General features: G+C 55.9%; 17 protein-coding genes and 1 other RNA gene. 10 read left to right on the top strand and 8 right to left on the bottom strand.

Annotated features, from left to right (window positions below):
• Window positions 1–103: 103 nt before the first annotated feature.
• Window positions 104–468: a transfer-messenger RNA gene (gene ssrA, locus F3I21_RS09930) on the bottom strand.
• Between the two features lie 44 nt (window positions 469–512).
• Window positions 513–995, bottom strand: a complete 483-nt coding sequence (smpB, locus tag F3I21_RS09925; RefSeq protein WP_021506506.1) for an SsrA-binding protein SmpB — start codon at window positions 993–995, stop codon at window positions 513–515.
• Between the two features lie 159 nt (window positions 996–1,154).
• Between smpB and F3I21_RS09920 the strand changes: the two genes are divergently transcribed.
• Together F3I21_RS09920 and F3I21_RS09915 are read left to right on the top strand one after the other, a co-directional pair.
• Window positions 1,155–1,589: a type II toxin-antitoxin system RatA family toxin gene (locus F3I21_RS09920; protein WP_021506507.1), complete on the top strand. Its 435-nt coding sequence runs from the start codon at window positions 1,155–1,157 to the stop codon at window positions 1,587–1,589.
• On the top strand, window positions 1,582–1,872 hold the full coding sequence (locus tag F3I21_RS09915) for an RnfH family protein (RefSeq protein WP_021506508.1): 291 nt from the start codon (window positions 1,582–1,584) through the stop codon (window positions 1,870–1,872). Before F3I21_RS09920 ends, F3I21_RS09915 begins: the two co-directional genes overlap by 8 nt.
• 50 nt (window positions 1,873–1,922) lie before the next feature.
• Here the strand turns inward: F3I21_RS09915 and bamE are convergent, their stop codons facing one another.
• The 3 genes from bamE to nadK form a co-directional block, all read right to left on the bottom strand.
• Complete coding sequence (gene bamE / locus F3I21_RS09910; protein WP_021506509.1) at window positions 1,923–2,270, bottom strand: outer membrane protein assembly factor BamE; 348 nt, start codon at window positions 2,268–2,270, stop codon at window positions 1,923–1,925.
• Between the two features lie 184 nt (window positions 2,271–2,454).
• Window positions 2,455–4,116: a DNA repair protein RecN gene (gene recN / locus F3I21_RS09905; protein ID WP_150058782.1), complete on the bottom strand. Its 1,662-nt coding sequence runs from the start codon at window positions 4,114–4,116 to the stop codon at window positions 2,455–2,457.
• Between the two features lie 85 nt (window positions 4,117–4,201).
• On the bottom strand, window positions 4,202–5,080 hold the full coding sequence (gene nadK, locus F3I21_RS09900) for an NAD(+) kinase (protein WP_058758272.1): 879 nt from the start codon (window positions 5,078–5,080) through the stop codon (window positions 4,202–4,204).
• 122 nt (window positions 5,081–5,202) lie between these two features.
• On the opposite strand from nadK, the gene grpE reads away from it, so the two are divergent.
• A complete protein-coding gene (gene grpE, locus F3I21_RS09895; RefSeq protein WP_031279366.1) occupies window positions 5,203–5,781 on the top strand; it encodes a nucleotide exchange factor GrpE in 579 nt (192 codons plus the stop codon).
• Window positions 5,782–5,826: 45 nt separating this feature from the next.
• Here grpE and ung read toward each other — a convergent pair whose 3' ends face one another.
• The gene (ung, locus tag F3I21_RS09890) at window positions 5,827–6,504 is read right to left on the bottom strand and encodes a uracil-DNA glycosylase (protein WP_127834787.1); all 678 of its coding nucleotides are present in this window, start codon (window positions 6,502–6,504) and stop codon (window positions 5,827–5,829) included.
• A gap of 263 nt (window positions 6,505–6,767) precedes the next feature.
• Here ung and grcA point away from each other — a divergent pair, with 263 nt between their 5' ends.
• Window positions 6,768–7,151, top strand: a complete 384-nt coding sequence (gene grcA, locus F3I21_RS09885; protein ID WP_021506514.1) for an autonomous glycyl radical cofactor GrcA — start codon at window positions 6,768–6,770, stop codon at window positions 7,149–7,151.
• 186 nt (window positions 7,152–7,337) lie between these two features.
• On the opposite strand, the gene srmB is transcribed toward grcA, so the two are convergent.
• A complete protein-coding gene (gene srmB / locus F3I21_RS09880) occupies window positions 7,338–8,666 on the bottom strand; it encodes an ATP-dependent RNA helicase SrmB (RefSeq protein WP_150058781.1) in 1,329 nt (442 codons plus the stop codon).
• 137 nt (window positions 8,667–8,803) lie between these two features.
• Here srmB and F3I21_RS09875 point away from each other — a divergent pair, with 137 nt between their 5' ends.
• Window positions 8,804–9,553 carry a tRNA1(Val) (adenine(37)-N6)-methyltransferase gene (locus tag F3I21_RS09875; protein ID WP_058770868.1) on the top strand — a complete coding sequence of 250 codons (750 nt, stop codon included), beginning with the start codon at window positions 8,804–8,806 and terminating at the stop codon, window positions 9,551–9,553.
• Here the strand turns inward: F3I21_RS09875 and nadB are convergent.
• Window positions 9,550–11,157 carry an L-aspartate oxidase gene (nadB, locus tag F3I21_RS09870; RefSeq protein ID WP_150058805.1) on the bottom strand — a complete coding sequence of 536 codons (1,608 nt, stop codon included), beginning with the start codon at window positions 11,155–11,157 and terminating at the stop codon, window positions 9,550–9,552. The two genes, F3I21_RS09875 and nadB, sit on opposite strands and share 4 nt — an antisense overlap.
• Before the next feature lie 442 nt (window positions 11,158–11,599).
• On the opposite strand from nadB, the gene rpoE reads away from it, so the two are divergent.
• The 5 genes from rpoE (at window position 11,600) to lepA (ending at window position 16,297) form a co-directional block, all read left to right on the top strand.
• Window positions 11,600–12,178, top strand: coding sequence for an RNA polymerase sigma factor RpoE (gene rpoE, locus F3I21_RS09865; protein WP_010617748.1), 579 nt, complete (start codon window positions 11,600–11,602; stop codon window positions 12,176–12,178).
• Window positions 12,179–12,205: 27 nt separating this feature from the next.
• Window positions 12,206–12,862 (top strand): anti-sigma-E factor RseA, encoded by a 657-nt coding sequence (rseA, locus tag F3I21_RS09860; protein WP_021506518.1) that lies wholly within the window; start codon window positions 12,206–12,208, stop codon window positions 12,860–12,862.
• Window positions 12,862–13,818 carry a sigma-E factor regulatory protein RseB gene (gene rseB / locus F3I21_RS09855; protein WP_150058780.1) on the top strand — a complete coding sequence of 319 codons (957 nt, stop codon included), beginning with the start codon at window positions 12,862–12,864 and terminating at the stop codon, window positions 13,816–13,818. The genes rseA and rseB overlap by 1 nt, the downstream gene beginning before the upstream one ends.
• Window positions 13,815–14,279, top strand: a complete 465-nt coding sequence (rseC, locus tag F3I21_RS09850; RefSeq protein ID WP_150058779.1) for a SoxR-reducing system protein RseC — start codon at window positions 13,815–13,817, stop codon at window positions 14,277–14,279. Before rseB ends, rseC begins: the two co-directional genes overlap by 4 nt.
• A 218-nt stretch (window positions 14,280–14,497) precedes the next feature.
• Window positions 14,498–16,297, top strand: coding sequence for a translation elongation factor 4 (gene lepA / locus F3I21_RS09845; protein ID WP_031279376.1), 1,800 nt, complete (start codon window positions 14,498–14,500; stop codon window positions 16,295–16,297).

Raw genomic sequence — 16,297 nt, 5'->3', positions numbered from 1 at the left:
ATCGTTTCGGAAGATTACAGACACAAAAAAGCCCGCAGGGCTTGCGCCGTGCGGGCTCTTAGGACTTCATCGGATGACTCTGGTAATCACCGATGGAGAATTTTGGTGGAGCTGGCGGGAGTTGAACCCGCGTCCGAAATTCCTACATCCTCGGTACTACATGCTTAGTCTGGTCTTTACATTCGCTTGCCAGCTGCGGACAGACACGCCACTAACAAACTAGCCTGATTAGTTTTAACGCTTCAACCCCAGGCAGGGCATCCACGCGATCTCTTTTAGGTTTGACCTCTCTTGATCCCCGTCCTAAGAGCGGAGGCTAGGGAGAGAGGGCTCTAAGCAGGTTATTAAGCTGCTAAAGCGTAGTTTTCGTCGTTTGCGACTATTTTTTTGCGGTTTTTTAGCGAGGCCTACCGCACCTCGGCATGCACCTTGGGTTTCGCGAATCCCGTCGAATCCAGAATCAGCCCCAAGAACTTCTTACTCTAGCAAAAAATTATAAAAGATTCCAGCGCTTAACGGCTGGCATTCTTCATAATTCGTGCTTTGTCCATCTTCCACTCGCGATCTTTAATGTCCGCGCGCTTGTCGTGTTCTTTCTTACCGCGTGCCACACCAATCTTTAGTTTGGCCCAGGCGTTTTTCCAGTACAGCGACAGCGCAACCACGGTGTAACCTTCGCGGTTAACACGACCGTACAGGGAGTCCAGTTCACGCTGGTTCAACAGCAGCTTGCGGTTGCGCGTGGGATCGCACACCACGTGGCTTGATGCCACCGCCAGCGGCTGAAAAGTGGAACCGAACAGATAGGCTTCGCCATCGCGCAGCAAAATATAGCTGTCGCTGATGTTGGCTTTACCGGCGCGCAGTGATTTGACTTCCCATCCTTGCAACGCCATGCCGGCCTCGAACTCCTCTTCAATGAAGTATTCATGGCGAGCGCGTTTGTTGAGGGCAATAGTGGCTGAACCGGGTTTGTGAGCTTTTTTCTTTGTCATAGTGCGGCGTAGTCTACATCACTCAGTCTGTGGGCGCATCCCCTGTCCTGCGGGGCGGTAAAAAACACACTATTTTAGCACAGCTGGCAAAGGCGTGAATTTTTGTTTAGTAGCTTAAAATGGTATAATTCAACGGTTTTGTGACCAACAGGAACCATTATGGCCCAGATTAGCCGTTCAGCGCTGGTCCCGTATAGCGCTGAGCAGATGTACCGGCTCGTGAATGATGTGGATGCTTATCCTGAATTTCTTCCGGGCTGTACCGGCAGCCGCGTGCTGGATAACAGCGGTAACCAGATGACCGCCGCGGTGGATGTCTCCAAAGCCGGCATCAGTAAAACCTTTACCACGCGTAACACCCTGACCGATAACCAGAGCATTCATATGCAGCTGGTCGATGGGCCGTTCCGCAAGCTGACCGGTGGCTGGAAATTTATCTCGCTCGGCGACGATGCCTGCAAGGTTGAGCTCAGCCTCGACTTTGAGTTCACCAATATGCTGGTCGAGATGGCATTTGGACGCATCTTCAAAGAGCTGGCCAACAGCATGGTGCAGGCGTTTACCCAGCGCGCCAAAGAGGTTTACCGTGGCTGACATCAGCGTTGAAGTGGTGTACGCGCTACCGGATAAACAGTATCTGCGTGAGGTTAGCCTGGAAGAGGGCGCCACGGTTGAGCAGGCGATTCAGGCATCCGGGCTGCTGACGCTGCGCAAAGATATCGATCTAAGCAGCAATAAGGTCGGCATTTTCAGCCGTCCGGTCAAGCTGAGCGATACGCTGCAGGATGGCGATCGGGTCGAGATTTATCGCCCGCTGATTGCCGATCCAAAAGAGATGCGCCGGCAGCGGGCAGAGCGCGCGGCAACGAAAAAGTAAATTACAGGCATTAAAAAAGGCGCTCAGGCGCCTTTTTTGTTGCGGGTCACTCAGTCTTCAGTGCCGGTGAGGCGCGGTTTGTTGTCGATGTTCGTCAGCGTACCGTTGCTGTCGAAGGTCAGCGTCAGCGTCTGCTGCTTCACGCTCTCATGACCTGGCTCCTGACGGAACACGTAATACCAGACGTTACTGCCAAACGGGTCGTGCATCATCGGCGTACCGAGCGTGTAGGCAACCTGCTGCTGCGTCATGCCGGTGTGAATCTTCGAAACGTCGTTGGCGACCAGGTAATTCCCCTGATTGATATCCGGACGATACACAACGCGCTCAAGGGTGGAACATCCGGCGGTCATCATCAACATTACCACTGCCGCGGCAGTCAGCGTTTTACAGCGCATCTATACATTCCTTTTCTGGGGCCAAACGCCTTTCATCAGGCAGTTTTGTTGCCATCAAATTCTGAACTCTGCATACGGCAGGCTTTATTATGGCGATATGACTGCCGATGATAATAAACCTTTGAGCTATTGGAAACCTCTACAGAGTAAGCATATGACCACCAGGCCGCCAAAAAGTGCGGTGTCAGGCTGCTAAAAGTTCTTTTGCGTTCGCCAGCGTGTTGCGTGTGACTTCGCTGCCGCCGAGCAGGCGCGCCAGTTCCTGCAGACGCGCACGCTTATCCAGCGGCTGCATGTGGGTTTCGGTCATCGCACCGTCGGTCTCTTTGCTGACGAAGAAGTGCTGATGACCACAGCCCGCCACCTGCGGCAGGTGAGTCACGCACATCACCTGAGTCGATTCGCCCAGCTGGCGCAGCATCTGGCCAACGACAGCGGCCGTCGGACCGCTGATGCCGACGTCTACCTCATCGAAAATCATCGCCGGAGTTTCCATTTTCTGTGCGGTGATCACCTGAATCGCCAGCGCAATACGTGACAGTTCACCCCCTGAGGCCACTTTACCCAGCGGCTGCAGCGGCTGGCCCGGGTTGGTGGTGACACGGAAATCAATACGGCTGGCACCTTCGGCCGTCAGCTGATCGGCATTAAATTCCAGGATAATGGCAAATTCACCGTGCGGCATGGCGAGTGTGCGCATGCTTTGCGTAATCAGCTGGCTCAGCTCCTGCGCCGAGGTGACGCGTTGCTGATGCAGGGCTTCAGCACAGGCCAGCGCGGCCTGATGATGAGCCACGACGTCGCTCTGCAGGCTTTCCTGATCGCTCTCCTGCTGCGACAGCTGTTCCGCTTCATCCAGCAGCTGCTGATACAGCACCGGCAGCGCTTCCGGTGAAACATGGTGCTTACGCGCCAGCGCAATCTGCCGCGACAGACGCTGCTCCAGCTCGTACAGGCGATTAGGATCGAGGTCGAGCCGTTCACAGTAGTGGCGCAGCTCATCGCTGGCTTCACTTAACTGAATCGCGGCTTCTTCCAGCAGGTTAAATACGCCGCTAACTTTATCGTCCAGCGAGACCAGCTCACTCAGCATATTACGCGCGCTGTAGAGCAGGCTTTGCAGGTTGGTGTCATCGCTGTCGGCAAGAATTTGCAGCGCCTGCTGGCTGGTGGACAGCAGCTGACCGCTGTTCGCCAGGCGCTTGTACTCTTCATCAATCTGCTCAAACTCACCTGGCTGCGGCGCAAACTCGTTGAGTTCTTTCAGCTGATACTGCAGCAGTTCGCGGCGGGCTTCACGCTCCTGCGACAGCTGCTGATGCTGTGCCAGCGCGCGGCAGCTGTGGTGCCAGCGCTGATAGTGCTGACGCATCTCCGCCAGCCGATCATCGTGCGCGGCGTAGGCATCCAGCAGGTGTTTCTGGTGATCGGTTTTAAGCAGCAGCTGATGTGCATGCTGACCGTGGATTTGAATCAGTAACTGGCCGAGCTCGCGCAGCTGCGACAGCGGTACGGACGTGCCGTTGATAAAGCCACGTGAGCGGCCATCGGCACTGATCACGCGGCGCAACAGACATTCGTTGCCGTCGTCGAGCTGGTTCTCCGCCAGCCAGCGCTGGGCTGAGGGTGACGCTTTCAGCTGGAAGCGCGCGCAGATATCTGCGCGGCTGGCCCCCTGACGCACCATGTCTGCTTCAGCACGGCCGCCAAGGCACAGGCCCAGCGCATCAATCGCGATGGATTTTCCTGCGCCGGTTTCGCCGGTGATCGCTGTCATGCCACGATGAAAGTCGATCTCCAGTTCACGAACGATTGCAAAATTACTGATGGTCAGTTGTGCCAGCATACAATCACCTGTATGTAAAAACAGATATGGTTTTTCATACAGTATAAACTGGTTTTTTATCCAGTAAAGTAGCCGGCAGGCCTTTTCAGAATAATTTTTTTGACCATCCGAGTTTTGAGCTTAAGGTATTAAAATAATTATAATTTTTGGGATGAATTAAATTGAGGTGATTGGCGCTGCGGCGAATCAGCACATCTTCCCCTTCCTGAATCGGCAGGGCGATCTGGCTGTCACAGCTGATCTCCAGGTCGCTGCGCAGCGAGGAAAAACGCAGGCGAATGGTGCTGCTACTGTTGATCACCAGCGGACGCGCCGACAGCGTGTGCGGGAACATCGGCACCAGCGCAATCGCATCGAGTGACGGCGTTAATATCGGCCCGCCCGCCGACAGCGAATAGGCAGTTGAACCGGTTGGCGTGGAAATAATCAGCCCGTCCGAGCGCTGGGAAAAGGCGAACACTTCGTCGATATAGACTTCAAATTCAATCATGTGCGCCACTTTGCCCGGATGCAGCACCACTTCATTGATGGCGCTGCCGATGCGCGGCGAACACTCTTCTTTGCATACCTGCGCTTCCAGCAAAAAGCGGCTTTCCACGAAATAATCGCCCTGCAGCACGTCATCCAGCTGCTGCTGCGCGTTATCCGGATCGAGGTCCGTGAGGAAGCCGAGATTGCCGCGGTTGATGCCAATCACCTTGATGTCGTAACGAGCCAGCACGCGCGCGGCGCCCAGCATATTGCCATCGCCGCCGACCACCACCGCCAGATCGGCATACTGGCCGATGTCCGCCAGGCTGCCGGTACGCACATCCTGCAGATTAAGCTCGCGGGCGATTTGCTGTTCCACGATCACGTCATAGCCTTTGTCAGTCAGCCAGCGCCAGAGCATTTCATGGGTGGTTAACGCAGTGGGATGGCGCGGATGACCGACGATCCCAATGCAGTTAAAGTGTTTGTTCATTTAGCGGGTGTTCCTCATAAGCCAAAACGGCCAGGCAATGTGATGGGTTCACTTGAAACCGTCAAACTGATCCCCATAATAAGCCAACCAGCGAGATGAATGTGCAAAACGCGGAGAAATTCATGAGTAGTAAAGAACAGAACACCCCAAACGAGCAAGTCTCAGACGAAATTCAACAGGAACAACAGCAGCCGGAAGCGGAGACAGCAACTGAGGTGGATCCGCGTGATGAGCGTATCGCCCAGCTGGAAGCGGAATTAGCGCAGGCGCAGGGTGGCGTGCGTGACGCCCAGCTGCGCGCGCAGGCTGAGATTGAAAACATCCGTCGCCGCGCCGAAATGGACGTGGAAAAAGCGCACAAGTTTGCGCTGGAAAAGTTTGCCAACGAACTGCTGCCGGTGATTGATAGCCTGGAGCGCGCGCTGGAAGTGGCGGATAAAGAGAACACCGAGCTGGCTTCGATGATTGAAGGCATCGAGCTGACGCTGAAATCACTGCTGGGTGCGGTGCGCAAGTTCGGCGTGGAAGTGGTGGGCGAAACTAATGTGCCGTTCAACCCGGATGTGCATCAGGCGATGTCGATGATGGAGTCTGAAGAAGTGGCGCCAAACCACGTGCTGATGGTGATGCAGCGCGGTTACACCCTCAACGGTCGCCTGCTGCGTCCGGCGATGGTTGCGGTATCAAAAGCCAAAGGCTAAGCCGCTCCCGTGTAACAACGGCCGCTGATGCGGCCGTTTGTGTTTTCAGGGCAGCACCGGCGTCCAGTCAATGGGCGTCTGGCCGGCCTGGCTCAGCAGCGCATTGGCTTTGGAAAAATGCTGACAGCCAAAAAAGCCGCGATGCGCCGAAAGCGGCGAAGGATGCGGTGCTTTTAATACGTGATGACGCTGCGCATCAATGATGCTGCCTTTCTTCTGCGCGTGCGATCCCCACAGCAGGAAAATCACCCCTTCGCGATGGGAGTTGATGGCGCTGATCACGTTATCGGTAAAGGTTTCCCAGCCGAAACGCGCGTGCGAATGCGCTTTGCCGGCTTCCACGGTTAACACCGTATTCAGCAGCAGCACACCCTGTTTCGCCCAGCTTTCAAGAAAGCCGTGCTGCGGACGCTGAAAGCCAGGAATGTCCTGTTCCAGCTCTTTGTACATATTCAGCAGCGACGGCGGAATGGCCACGCCCGGCAATACCGAAAACGCCAGGCCATGCGCCTGATTCGGGCCGTGGTACGGATCCTGGCCGAGGATCACCACTTTAATATCGCCCAGCTCGGTGAGACGGAACGCGTTGAAGACGTCCTTTTGCGGCGGATAGACCGTCACGCCCGCCGCACGCTCTTCGGCTACCGCTTTGAGCGTTTCCACGAAGTAAGGTTTTTCTTTCTCTTCAGCCAGCACATCGTGCCAGGTCAGCTTCTCAGCCATCATTGACTCCCTGCAAATTGATGCCTTTAGCTTAGCGTGTCCGGCGGGGCAGCAGAAGGGTAAAAATAAGTTGAACAATTGCAGAAAAAGTTAATGATAAAAGTTGTTATAAATCAATTTATTAGATTATAAGCAAAAATTCTGGCCGGACGAAATTGATACAGGTCAAAACGAGCCGGTCAGCGCGGTGATATACCAGAGCATCACATAACCCGAAGAACCGCGCTGTGCTCCTGCCGCAGCGCTAAGCCCTGGAGGCCTCTATGATTACCGGTATTCAAATTACTCAGGCACAAAATCCGCAGCTGCTGAACTCGTTCTGGCTGCTGGACAATGAGAAAGCCGAAGCCCGCTGCCTGTGCGCAAAAGGCGATTTCACGGAAGATCAGGTTGTTGCAGTCAGCGACCTTGGCGAGATTGCTTACCGTGAAATTCCACTGGAGCAGAAACCGCAGGTGCGCGTGGAAGGCGGTCAGCACCTCAACGTAAACGTGCTGCGCCGTGAAACGCTGGAAGATGCGGTGAAGCATCCGGAAAAATATCCGCAGCTGACCATTCGCGTGTCGGGCTATGCGGTGCGCTTTAACGCGCTGACGCCAGAACAGCAGCGTGACGTTATCACCCGTACTTTTACCGAAAGCCTGTAATTGATCGGCTGACGAAAACGCACACGGCAATACAGGCCGCGCCGGTGCTTACTGGCGCGGCTTTTTTTATTTCCTGAAGAGCGAAGAGGGCAGACTGAGGGATTTTACGCCGCGAAAGTGCGATTTCAGCAGGCCAGAAAGCAAAAAATCGCCTCAGGGAGGCGATTTAATTGCCGCGATGCTGTTTTATTCCGCAATACTCTCCGGTGTGCTGCTGCCGCTTGGCTTGCGGCGTTTACCGATATTTTTAGTATCACGGTGACGTTTCTTCACGCGCGGTTTCTCTTCTTCTTTCGCTTTCTTCTCTTTGCGCTTCTCAAGCGCCTTTTTCGACGGTTTACCGGTGACTTTAGCACTCGGTGCACGCGTTTCCGGACGCAGCTCATCGATTACGCGCGATTTCAGTGGCTCGTTGACGTAGCGGCTGATTTTACCCAGCAGCGGATGGTCATGTGCCTCTACCAGCGAGATCGCGGTACCTTTGCGTCCGGCGCGGCCGGTACGGCCAATGCGGTGCAGATAAACATCGGCGGTGCGCGGTAAGTCATAGTTGATGACGTGGGTGACGTTATCAATGTCGATACCGCGCGCGGCGACATCGGTCGCGACCAACACGTTAACGCGACCGTCATTCAGGCGTTTGATCGCTTCGTTACGGTTAGCCTGCACCATTTCGCCTTCGAGGTAGCTGCTGCGCAGGCCAGCTTCGTGCATCCAGGTCACCAGCTCATGCAGGCGCTCACGTTTACGCACGAACACAATGGCGCGCTTCACTTCCGGCTGCTTCAGCAGATGCACCAGCAGTTTGGTTTTGTGCTCAAGGTTGTCGGCGCGGTAATACCACTGCTGAATCTTCTTGCGCTCGCTTTTGCTTGGATCGGCTTCAATCGCTACCGGATCGTTCAGCAGACGCTCGGCGAAATCTTTGATGTTGTCGCCTTCCAGCGTGGCCGAGAACAGCAGCGTCTGTTTGCGCCAGCGCGTTTCACCGGCAATGGTCTCGATATCCTGCGCAAAGCCCATATCCAGCATGCGGTCGGCTTCGTCCAGAATCAGCGTTTCTACCGCGCGGCAGTCAAAGTTCTCTTCTTTGATGTATTGCAGCAGGCGGCCGGTGGTCGCGACCACGATGTCCTGATTTTCACTGAACACTTCCGCGTGGTTCATATAGGCCACGCCGCCGGTGATGGTGGCGATATCGAGATGGGTATGTTTGGCCAGCTCGCGCGCCTGGTCGGCAACCTGCATCGCCAGTTCACGCGTCGGCGTGAGGATCAGAATGCGCGGCGGCCCTGATTTTTTACGCGGGAAATCGAGCAGGTGCTGTAAAGCGGGCAGCAGGTAGGCTGCGGTTTTCCCCGTTCCGGTTGGTGCCGAACCCAGAACGTCACGGCCTTCCAGCGCGGCAGGAATGGCCTCAGCCTGAATGGCAGTCGGGCGCGTGAAGCCTTTATCCTGCAGGGCTTCCAGCAGGCTTTCGTCGAGTTCGAGTTCGGAGAATGTGGTTACGGTCATGGTCTACCTCAGTTTGGGGCGCTGATTATAGACAGTTCAGCCACAATCTTCATCTGTTTGTGTTGCACAGGTGAAGGTGAATTCACTTCGCGACCACGTTACACTTCCGGCAGGAGCAAATTCAATGGTCGTTAAGCATGTCTCAGCCGCAACCGCCAGCGCGGGCGATGTTAAGAAAAGATGGGTTCACGTTTAAGCAATTTTTTGTCGCGCACGATCGCTGTGCCATGAAGGTCGGCACCGATGGGGTGCTGCTCGGTGCCTGGGCGCCGGTGGCAGGCGTACGGCGCATACTGGATATTGGCTGCGGCAGCGGCCTGATTGCGCTGATGCTGGCGCAGCGCACGCCGGATGACGTCAGTATTGATGCCGTCGAACTGGAGCGCAGCGCCGCCGCGCAGGCGCAGGAGAACGTCGCCGCGTCGCCGTGGGCGCATCGCATCGCGGTGCATGCGCAGGACATCGTCAGCTGGAGTGAGCAGGCAGAAAAACGCTACTCGCTGATTGTCAGCAATCCGCCGTTTTTCACGCCGGGCATGGCCTCGGCCAGCGTCGAGCGCGATACCGCGCGCAGCACGGCAACGCTTGATCATCCCACCCTGCTGCGCTGTGCGGCACAGCTGATTGAAGAAGAGGGGCTGTTTTGCGTGGTGCTGCCCGCGGATGCTGGCGAAAACCTGATTGCACTGGCGCGCGCCGAAGGCTGGCATCTGCGTTATCGCTATGATGTGGCACCTTACGCGCAGCGACCGCCGAACCGGCTGGTGCTGGGCTTTTCACCTGCCGCAGGCGAACTCGTGCAGGAGCGTCTCGCCATTCGTGATGAAGATAAAAGCTATTCGGCGGACTGGCTGAGCCTGGTAACCGATTTCTATCTGTTCCGCTAGGCTACCGGCTGCAGCACCGTTGGCTGTGCCTCGGGCAGCATATGCGGATAGTCGCGGGTGAAGTGCAGCCCGCGGCTCTCTTTGCGCGCCAGCGCACAGCGCACCATCAGCTCTGCCACCTGTACCAGATTGCGCAGCTCCAGCAGATTGTTGGAGAGGCGAAAATGCGCATAGTATTCATCAATCTCCTGCTGTAGCAGCGTAATGCGGCGCAGAGCGCGCTCCAGCCGCTTGGTGGTACGCACGATGCCCATGTAGTCCCACATTAACAGCCGCAGCTCATGCCAGTTGTGCTGAATCACCACCCGTTCATCGGCATCGTCGACGCGGCTTTCATCCCACGCCGGCAGGTGATCGACGGCGCGCATCTGCGGCAGACGGCGCACAATATCTTCGGCCGCCGACCAGCCATACACCAGACACTCCAGCAGCGAGTTTGATGCCATGCGGTTAGCGCCGTGCAGGCCGGTGTAGCTGACCTCACCAATCGCATACAGCCCGTCGACATCGGTGCGACCATGCTGATCCACCATCACACCGCCGCAGGTGTAATGCGCGGCGGGCACAATCGGAATCGGCTGCTGTGTCAGATCGAGGCCAAACGTCAGCAGCTTGTCATAAATCATCGGAAAGTGGGCACGCACAAAGCTGGCCGGCTGATGGCTGATGTCGAGATACATGCAGTCGACGCCCAAGCGCTTCATTTCGTGATCGATCGCGCGCGCCACGATATCGCGCGGTGCCAGTTCGGCACGCGCATCGAAATCCGGCATAAAGCGCGAACCGTCCGGGCGCAATAGCCAGGCACCTTCGCCGCGCAGCGCTTCGGTCAGCAAAAAGTTTTGCGCCTGCGGATGAAACAGGCAGGTAGGGTGAAACTGATTGAACTCCAGATTAGCCACCCGGCAGCCGGCGCGCCACGCCATCGCGATGCCGTCGCCGGACGCGACATCCGGATTAGTGGTGTACTGATATACCTTCGCCGCACCGCCGGTGGCCAGCACCACGCTGCGGGCGCGGCAGGTTTCAACCTGTTCGCGATTGCGATTCCAGATCCACGCGCCCACCACGCGCCGCGTTCCGGGCAGGCCAATTTTATCGGAGAGGATTAAATCCACCGCGTTGGCACGCTCAACAACGCGAATATTGGGATGGCTGAGCGCCTGGCTGACCAGCAAGGTTTCGACCGCGCGCCCGGTGGCGTCGGCGCTGTGTAAAATACGGCGATGGCTGTGACCGCCTTCGCGCGTCAGGTGATAGCGCGCATTGCCGTTATCCTGTGGCTCGCGATCAAACGCCACGCCGTTATCGATCAGCCACTGTACGCACGGGCGCGCATTGCTGGCGATAAAATTCACCGTCTCGCGATCGCACAGGCCTGCACCGGCAATCAGCGTATCTTCGACGTGTGATTCAATGCTGTCGTTTTCATCAAACACCGCCGCAATCCCGCCCTGTGCATACAGCGTGGAGCCTTCGTTAATCTGCGCTTTACTCAGCACCGTTACCTGATAATGCGGTGCCAGCCGCAGCGCCAGAGATAAACCGGCCGCGCCGCTGCCAACAATCAGTACATCACAGCTATGATCGGGAATGGGGTTCATGATGTTTAATTTACTAAACAAAAGGTCACACGAGCATAAGCCCGGACGCCGCTGGTGTGAAGTATTTTGAACAAAAAACGCGGGAAAATTCGACGCAATAATCAGATTGTAATGCGATTTCAGTAAGTTATGTCTGAAAATAAGCGATTAGTGTTTTTTATACCAAACACGCTGAAAATTCAGGGAATAAAGGTGAAAAATGCGGCGTCATAGGGTACTCTGCCAGCGATTATCGGTGCCGCCAACGACACCACCAGTGCGGTAAATCGCTACACTGAAAGACCATCAACAACAATGATGTCAGGGCACCGGTACAGAAAATATCAGGTCGTGGTGAACTTCAGGCCAGAACGGGACTCTAAGCGCATGCTTGCTCACAATAAATGAGATGTGCTGGCAGTTCACTTACGCATAAAAGAGATTTGGGGAGACATTACCTCGGATGAGCGAGCAGTTAACGGATCAGGTTCTCGTTGAGCGGGTTCAGAAAGGAGATCAAAAGTCATTTAATTTACTGGTGATCCGATACCAGCATAAAGTGGCGAGCCTGGTTTCACGTTATGTCCCGTCAGGCGATGTGCCTGATGTGGTTCAGGAATCTTTCATTAAAGCGTATCGCGCACTGGAGTCGTTCCGGGGTGATAGCGCCTTTTACACGTGGCTGTACCGCATTGCGGTCAACACCGCGAAGAATTATCTGGTGGCTCAGGGGCGCCGGCCGCCGTCCAGCGATGTGGACGCGATTGACGCGGAAAATTTCGAAAGTGCGGGTGCGCTAAAAGAAATTTCGAACCCTGAGAACTTAATGTTGTCAGACGAACTGAAACAAATTGTTTTTCGGACGATTGAGGCGTTGCCTGAAGATCTGCGTATGGCCATCACCCTGCGGGAACTGGATGGCCTGAGTTACGAAGAGATCGCCGCCATCATGGATTGTCCGGTAGGTACCGTACGTTCACGTATCTTCCGGGCCCGGGAAGCCATTGATAATAAAGTTCAACCGCTTATCCAACGTCAGTGATAACGGCTACTGGAAGGGTACCAAAACATGCAGAAAGAAAAACTTTCCGCTTTAATGGATGGTGAAACTTTAGATAACGAGCTGCTGGCGTCGTTATCGAAGGATGCAGATCTACAAAAAAGCTGGGAGAGCTACCATCTGATCCGCGACACCCTGCGGGGCGATGTGGGCGAAGTGCTGCATTTTGATATCTCCGCACGCGTTGCTGCCGCCATCGAAAACGAGCCGGTGCGCAAAGTGACTTCGTTGATCCCGGAAGCACAGCCGGAGCCGTCGCGCTGGCAGAAAATGCCGTTCTGGCGTCGCGGTGGCGGCTGGGTTGCTCAGGTCACGCAGATTGGTGTGGCGGCCTGTGTGTCGCTGGCGGTGATCGTCGGTGTGCAGCACTACAACAGCTCACCAGCGGGTAGTGCGACGGAAACCTCGGATGCACCAGCCTTTAATACCTTACCGATGATGGGTAAAGCGTCACCGGTCAGCCTGGGCGTGCCGTCTGATGCTTTTGACACCAACAGCTCAAATCAGCAGGTGCAGGAGCAGCGTCGCCGCGTGAATGCCATGCTGCAGGATTACGAACTGCAACGCCGTCTGCATGCCGATCAGGTGCAGTTTGAAAGCAATGCGCCGCAACAGGCGCAGGCTAACGTTCCCGGAACTCAGTCGTTAGGAACTCAACAGCAGTAATGAAGCAGCTTTGGTGTGCCGTTAGCCTGCTGGCAGGCAGCCTGCTTTGGTCATCTACCGCCCCGGCGCAGACATCTGCGTCCGGGGCGTTGTTACAGCAGATGGAGCAGGCCAGCCAGAACCTCAACTACGAATTCGCCTATATCAATGTCTCACGTCTGGGCATTGAATCCCTGCGTTACCGCCATGCGGTTATCGACAATCGCGTATTCGCCCAGGTATTACAGATGGACGGACCGCGTCGTGAAGTGATCCAGCGCGGTAACGACATCAGCTATTTCGAACCGGGTCTCGATCCGTTCTCGCTGCCGGGTAACCACATTATTGATGCGCTGCCGGCGCTGATGTTTGCTGACTTCTCGCGCCTCGGCGATGCCTACGATTTTATTCCGGTAGGGCGTTCCCGCATGGCCGATCAGATGTGCGAAGTGGTGCGCATCGTGTCGCGTGACGGCACGCGTTATAGCTACGTGGTGTGGCTGGACGTCGATACCAAGTTGCCGCTGCGGATTGATTTGCTGGATCGCGACGGTGAGACGCTGGAGCAGTTCCGCGTCATCAGTTTTGCCGTCGATGAAGGCGTGCGCAATCTGATGCAGGGGCTGGAAAAAGCCAATCTGCCGCCGTCGCTGTCGTTACCGGCGGGCGACAAAGTGCAACTCAGCTGGCAGCCGGGCTGGTTGCCGGCCGGCATGAAGCTGATTTCGCAAAGCCGGCGTGATATTCCGGCGATGAACAAAACCGTAGAATCCCGTCTGTACAGCGATGGCCTGTTCAGTTTCGCTATCAACATCACGCCTGCCGATAAAAGCAGTTCGCCACAGTCATTGCGCACTGGGCGTCGTACGGTGCAGACCGAAGTGCGCGATAATCGTGAAATTACCGTGGTGGGCGAATTGCCGCCGACCACCGCCAAACGTATCGCGGACAGCATAGATTCAGGTGCTACAAAATGATGAGAGAATGGGCCACTGTAGTGGCATGGAAAGAGGGCATCGCTACTCTGCATTCGGAAGCGAAAACCTCCTGCAACAGTTGTTCAGCGCGCAAAGGCTGCGGCAGCCATGCGCTCAACCAGCTGGGACCAAAAAACGCCCATGTGATGACCATCGCCAGTCCGGAGCCGCTGCAGCCGGGCCAGCGCATTGAGCTGGGCATTCGTGAAAGCAGCCTGCTCGGTTCTGCGCTGCTGGTGTATATGACACCGCTGTTTGGTCTGTTCCTGGTCGCGGGCCTGTTCCAGATGCTGTTCCACAGCGACCTGGCGGCGGCCTGCGGTGCGCTGCTGGGTGGCGTTGGCGGCTTTATTGTTGCCAAAGGGGTTTCCAGCCGGTTTGGCGATCGCGAAGCGTTCCAGCCGGTGATTCTCAGCGTTGCGCTCCCGCCTGATGCGCTACGGGTGGAAAACCATAGTTGATCCCCGTTCAGGCCGCGTATTGCGCGGCCTTTTCATTTCGTCTTAATCGCTGAATTCTGTTGCGATTCCCCGCAGTTCCATTCTTTAACGCGCGGCGTTAACAGTGTAATATGCGTCGTCATTAATGAGGCTGACAGGGTTCCGGGTAAAGCTCACTTGCCTGAATGTGTCTGTGCTCACGTTTTCAACTGATTTTCTACGTGAAGATATTCATATAAATGAAGCACATACGAAATTTCTCCATTATCGCTCACATTGACCACGGCAAATCAACGCTCTCTGACCGTTTGATTCAGATTTGCGGTGGCCTGAGCGATCGTGAGATGGCGGCGCAGGTTCTGGATTCGATGGATCTGGAGCGCGAGCGCGGCATCACCATTAAAGCGCAGAGCGTTACGCTCGATTACCACGCGCCAAACGGTGAAACTTACCAGCTCAATTTTATCGACACCCCAGGCCATGTTGACTTCTCTTATGAAGTTTCCCGCTCGCTGGCGGCCTGTGAAGGGGCATTGCTGGTGGTTGATGCAGGTCAGGGCGTTGAAGCGCAGACCCTGGCGAACTGCTACACCGCCATGGAAATGGATCTGGAAGTGGTACCGGTACTGAACAAGATCGACCTGCCTGCGGCCGACCCGGAGCGCGTGGCGGAAGAGATTGAAGATATCGTCGGCATTGACGCCGCGGATGCGGTGCGTTGCTCGGCGAAAACCGGCGTCGGCGTACCGGACGTGCTGGAGCGTCTGGTGCGGGATATTCCGCCGCCGGAAGGCGATCCGGAAGGCCCGCTGCAGGCGCTGATCATCGACTCATGGTTTGATAACTACCTCGGTGTGGTCTCGCTGATCCGTATTAAAAACGGCACGCTGCGCAAAGGCGATAAAGTCAAGGTAATGAGTACCGGCCAGGTGTACAACGCTGACCGCCTCGGCATTTTCACGCCAAAACAAATTGACCGTACCGAGCTGAAGTGTGGCGAGGTAGGCTGGCTGGTGTGCGCCATAAAAGACATCCTCGGCGCGCCGGTTGGCGATACCCTGACGCTGCAGCGCAACCCTGCGGATAAAGCGCTGCCGGGCTTCAAAAAAGTGAAGCCGCAGGTGTATGCCGGTCTGTTCCCGGTAAGCTCCGACGACTACGAAGCTTTCCGTGATGCCTTAGGCAAGCTGAGCCTGAACGACGCCTCGCTGTTCTATGAGCCAGAGAGCTCCACCGCGCTGGGCTTTGGCTTCCGCTGTGGCTTCCTCGGCCTGCTGCACATGGAGATCATCCAGGAGCGTCTGGAGCGTGAATACGATCTCGACCTGATCACCACCGCGCCAACGGTTGTGTACGAAGTGGAAACCACTGACGGAGAAGTGGTGTACGTCGACAGCCCATCGAAGCTGCCGCCGCTGAATAATATTGCTGAACTGCGCGAACCGATCGCTGAGTGTCATATGCTGCTGCCGCAGGAGTTTCTGGGCAACGTCATTACGCTGTGTATCGAAAAACGCGGAGTGCAGACTAACATGGTTTACCACGGCAAACAGGTTGCGCTGACCTATGAGATTCCGATGGCAGAAGTGGTACTCGACTTCTTCGACCGTCTGAAATCCACGTCGCGCGGCTATGCGTCGCTGGACTATAACTTCAAACGTTTCCAGACCTCTGACATGGTGCGCGTCGACGTCCTGATTAACTCAGAACGCGTTGATGCGCTGGCGCTGATTACGCACCGTGATAACTCACAGTATCGTGGCCGCGAGCTGGTGGAGAAGATGAAAGATCTGATCCCGCGCCAGCAGTTCGATATTGCGATTCAGGCTGCAATCGGCAACCACATTATCGCTCGCTCAACAGTGAAACAGCTGCGTAAAAACGTCCTGGCGAAATGCTATGGCGGTGACGTCAGCCGTAAGAAAAAGCTGTTGCAGAAGCAGAAAGAAGGTAAGAAGCGAATGAAGCAGGTCGGCAACGTTGAGCTGCCGCAGGAAGCATTCCTTGCCATTCTGCATGTCGGTAAAGACAGCAAATAA

The sequence above is a fragment of the Pantoea sp. B_9 genome, assembly GCF_008632015.1.
Taxonomy (GTDB): domain Bacteria; phylum Pseudomonadota; class Gammaproteobacteria; order Enterobacterales; family Enterobacteriaceae; genus Pantoea; species Pantoea dispersa.
The sequence above is the reverse complement of the archived record's forward strand: the minus strand, read 5'-3'. Positions and strand labels throughout refer to the sequence as shown.

Bases quoted from the DNA above. Each gene is read 5' to 3' on its own strand.
- smpB (WP_021506506.1), bottom strand. From the start codon at position 995: ATGACAAAGAAAAAAGCTCACAAACCCGGTTCAGCCACTATTGCCCTC.
- F3I21_RS09920 (WP_021506507.1), top strand. From the start codon at position 1,155: ATGGCCCAGATTAGCCGTTCAGCGCTGGTCCCGTATAGCGCTGAGCAG.
- bamE (WP_021506509.1), bottom strand. From the start codon at position 2,270: ATGCGCTGTAAAACGCTGACTGCCGCGGCAGTGGTAATGTTGATGATG.
- recN (WP_150058782.1), bottom strand. From the start codon at position 4,116: ATGCTGGCACAACTGACCATCAGTAATTTTGCAATCGTTCGTGAACTG.
- nadK (WP_058758272.1), bottom strand. From the start codon at position 5,080: ATGAACAAACACTTTAACTGCATTGGGATCGTCGGTCATCCGCGCCAT.
- grpE (WP_031279366.1), top strand. From the start codon at position 5,203: ATGAGTAGTAAAGAACAGAACACCCCAAACGAGCAAGTCTCAGACGAA.
- ung (WP_127834787.1), bottom strand. From the start codon at position 6,504: ATGGCTGAGAAGCTGACCTGGCACGATGTGCTGGCTGAAGAGAAAGAA.
- grcA (WP_021506514.1), top strand. From the start codon at position 6,768: ATGATTACCGGTATTCAAATTACTCAGGCACAAAATCCGCAGCTGCTG.
- srmB (WP_150058781.1), bottom strand. From the start codon at position 8,666: ATGACCGTAACCACATTCTCCGAACTCGAACTCGACGAAAGCCTGCTG.
- F3I21_RS09875 (WP_058770868.1), top strand. From the start codon at position 8,804: ATGTCTCAGCCGCAACCGCCAGCGCGGGCGATGTTAAGAAAAGATGGG.
- nadB (WP_150058805.1), bottom strand. From the start codon at position 11,157: ATGAACCCCATTCCCGATCATAGCTGTGATGTACTGATTGTTGGCAGC.
- rpoE (WP_010617748.1), top strand. From the start codon at position 11,600: ATGAGCGAGCAGTTAACGGATCAGGTTCTCGTTGAGCGGGTTCAGAAA.
- rseA (WP_021506518.1), top strand. From the start codon at position 12,206: ATGCAGAAAGAAAAACTTTCCGCTTTAATGGATGGTGAAACTTTAGAT.
- rseB (WP_150058780.1), top strand. From the start codon at position 12,862: ATGAAGCAGCTTTGGTGTGCCGTTAGCCTGCTGGCAGGCAGCCTGCTT.
- rseC (WP_150058779.1), top strand. From the start codon at position 13,815: ATGATGAGAGAATGGGCCACTGTAGTGGCATGGAAAGAGGGCATCGCT.
- lepA (WP_031279376.1), top strand. From the start codon at position 14,498: ATGAAGCACATACGAAATTTCTCCATTATCGCTCACATTGACCACGGC.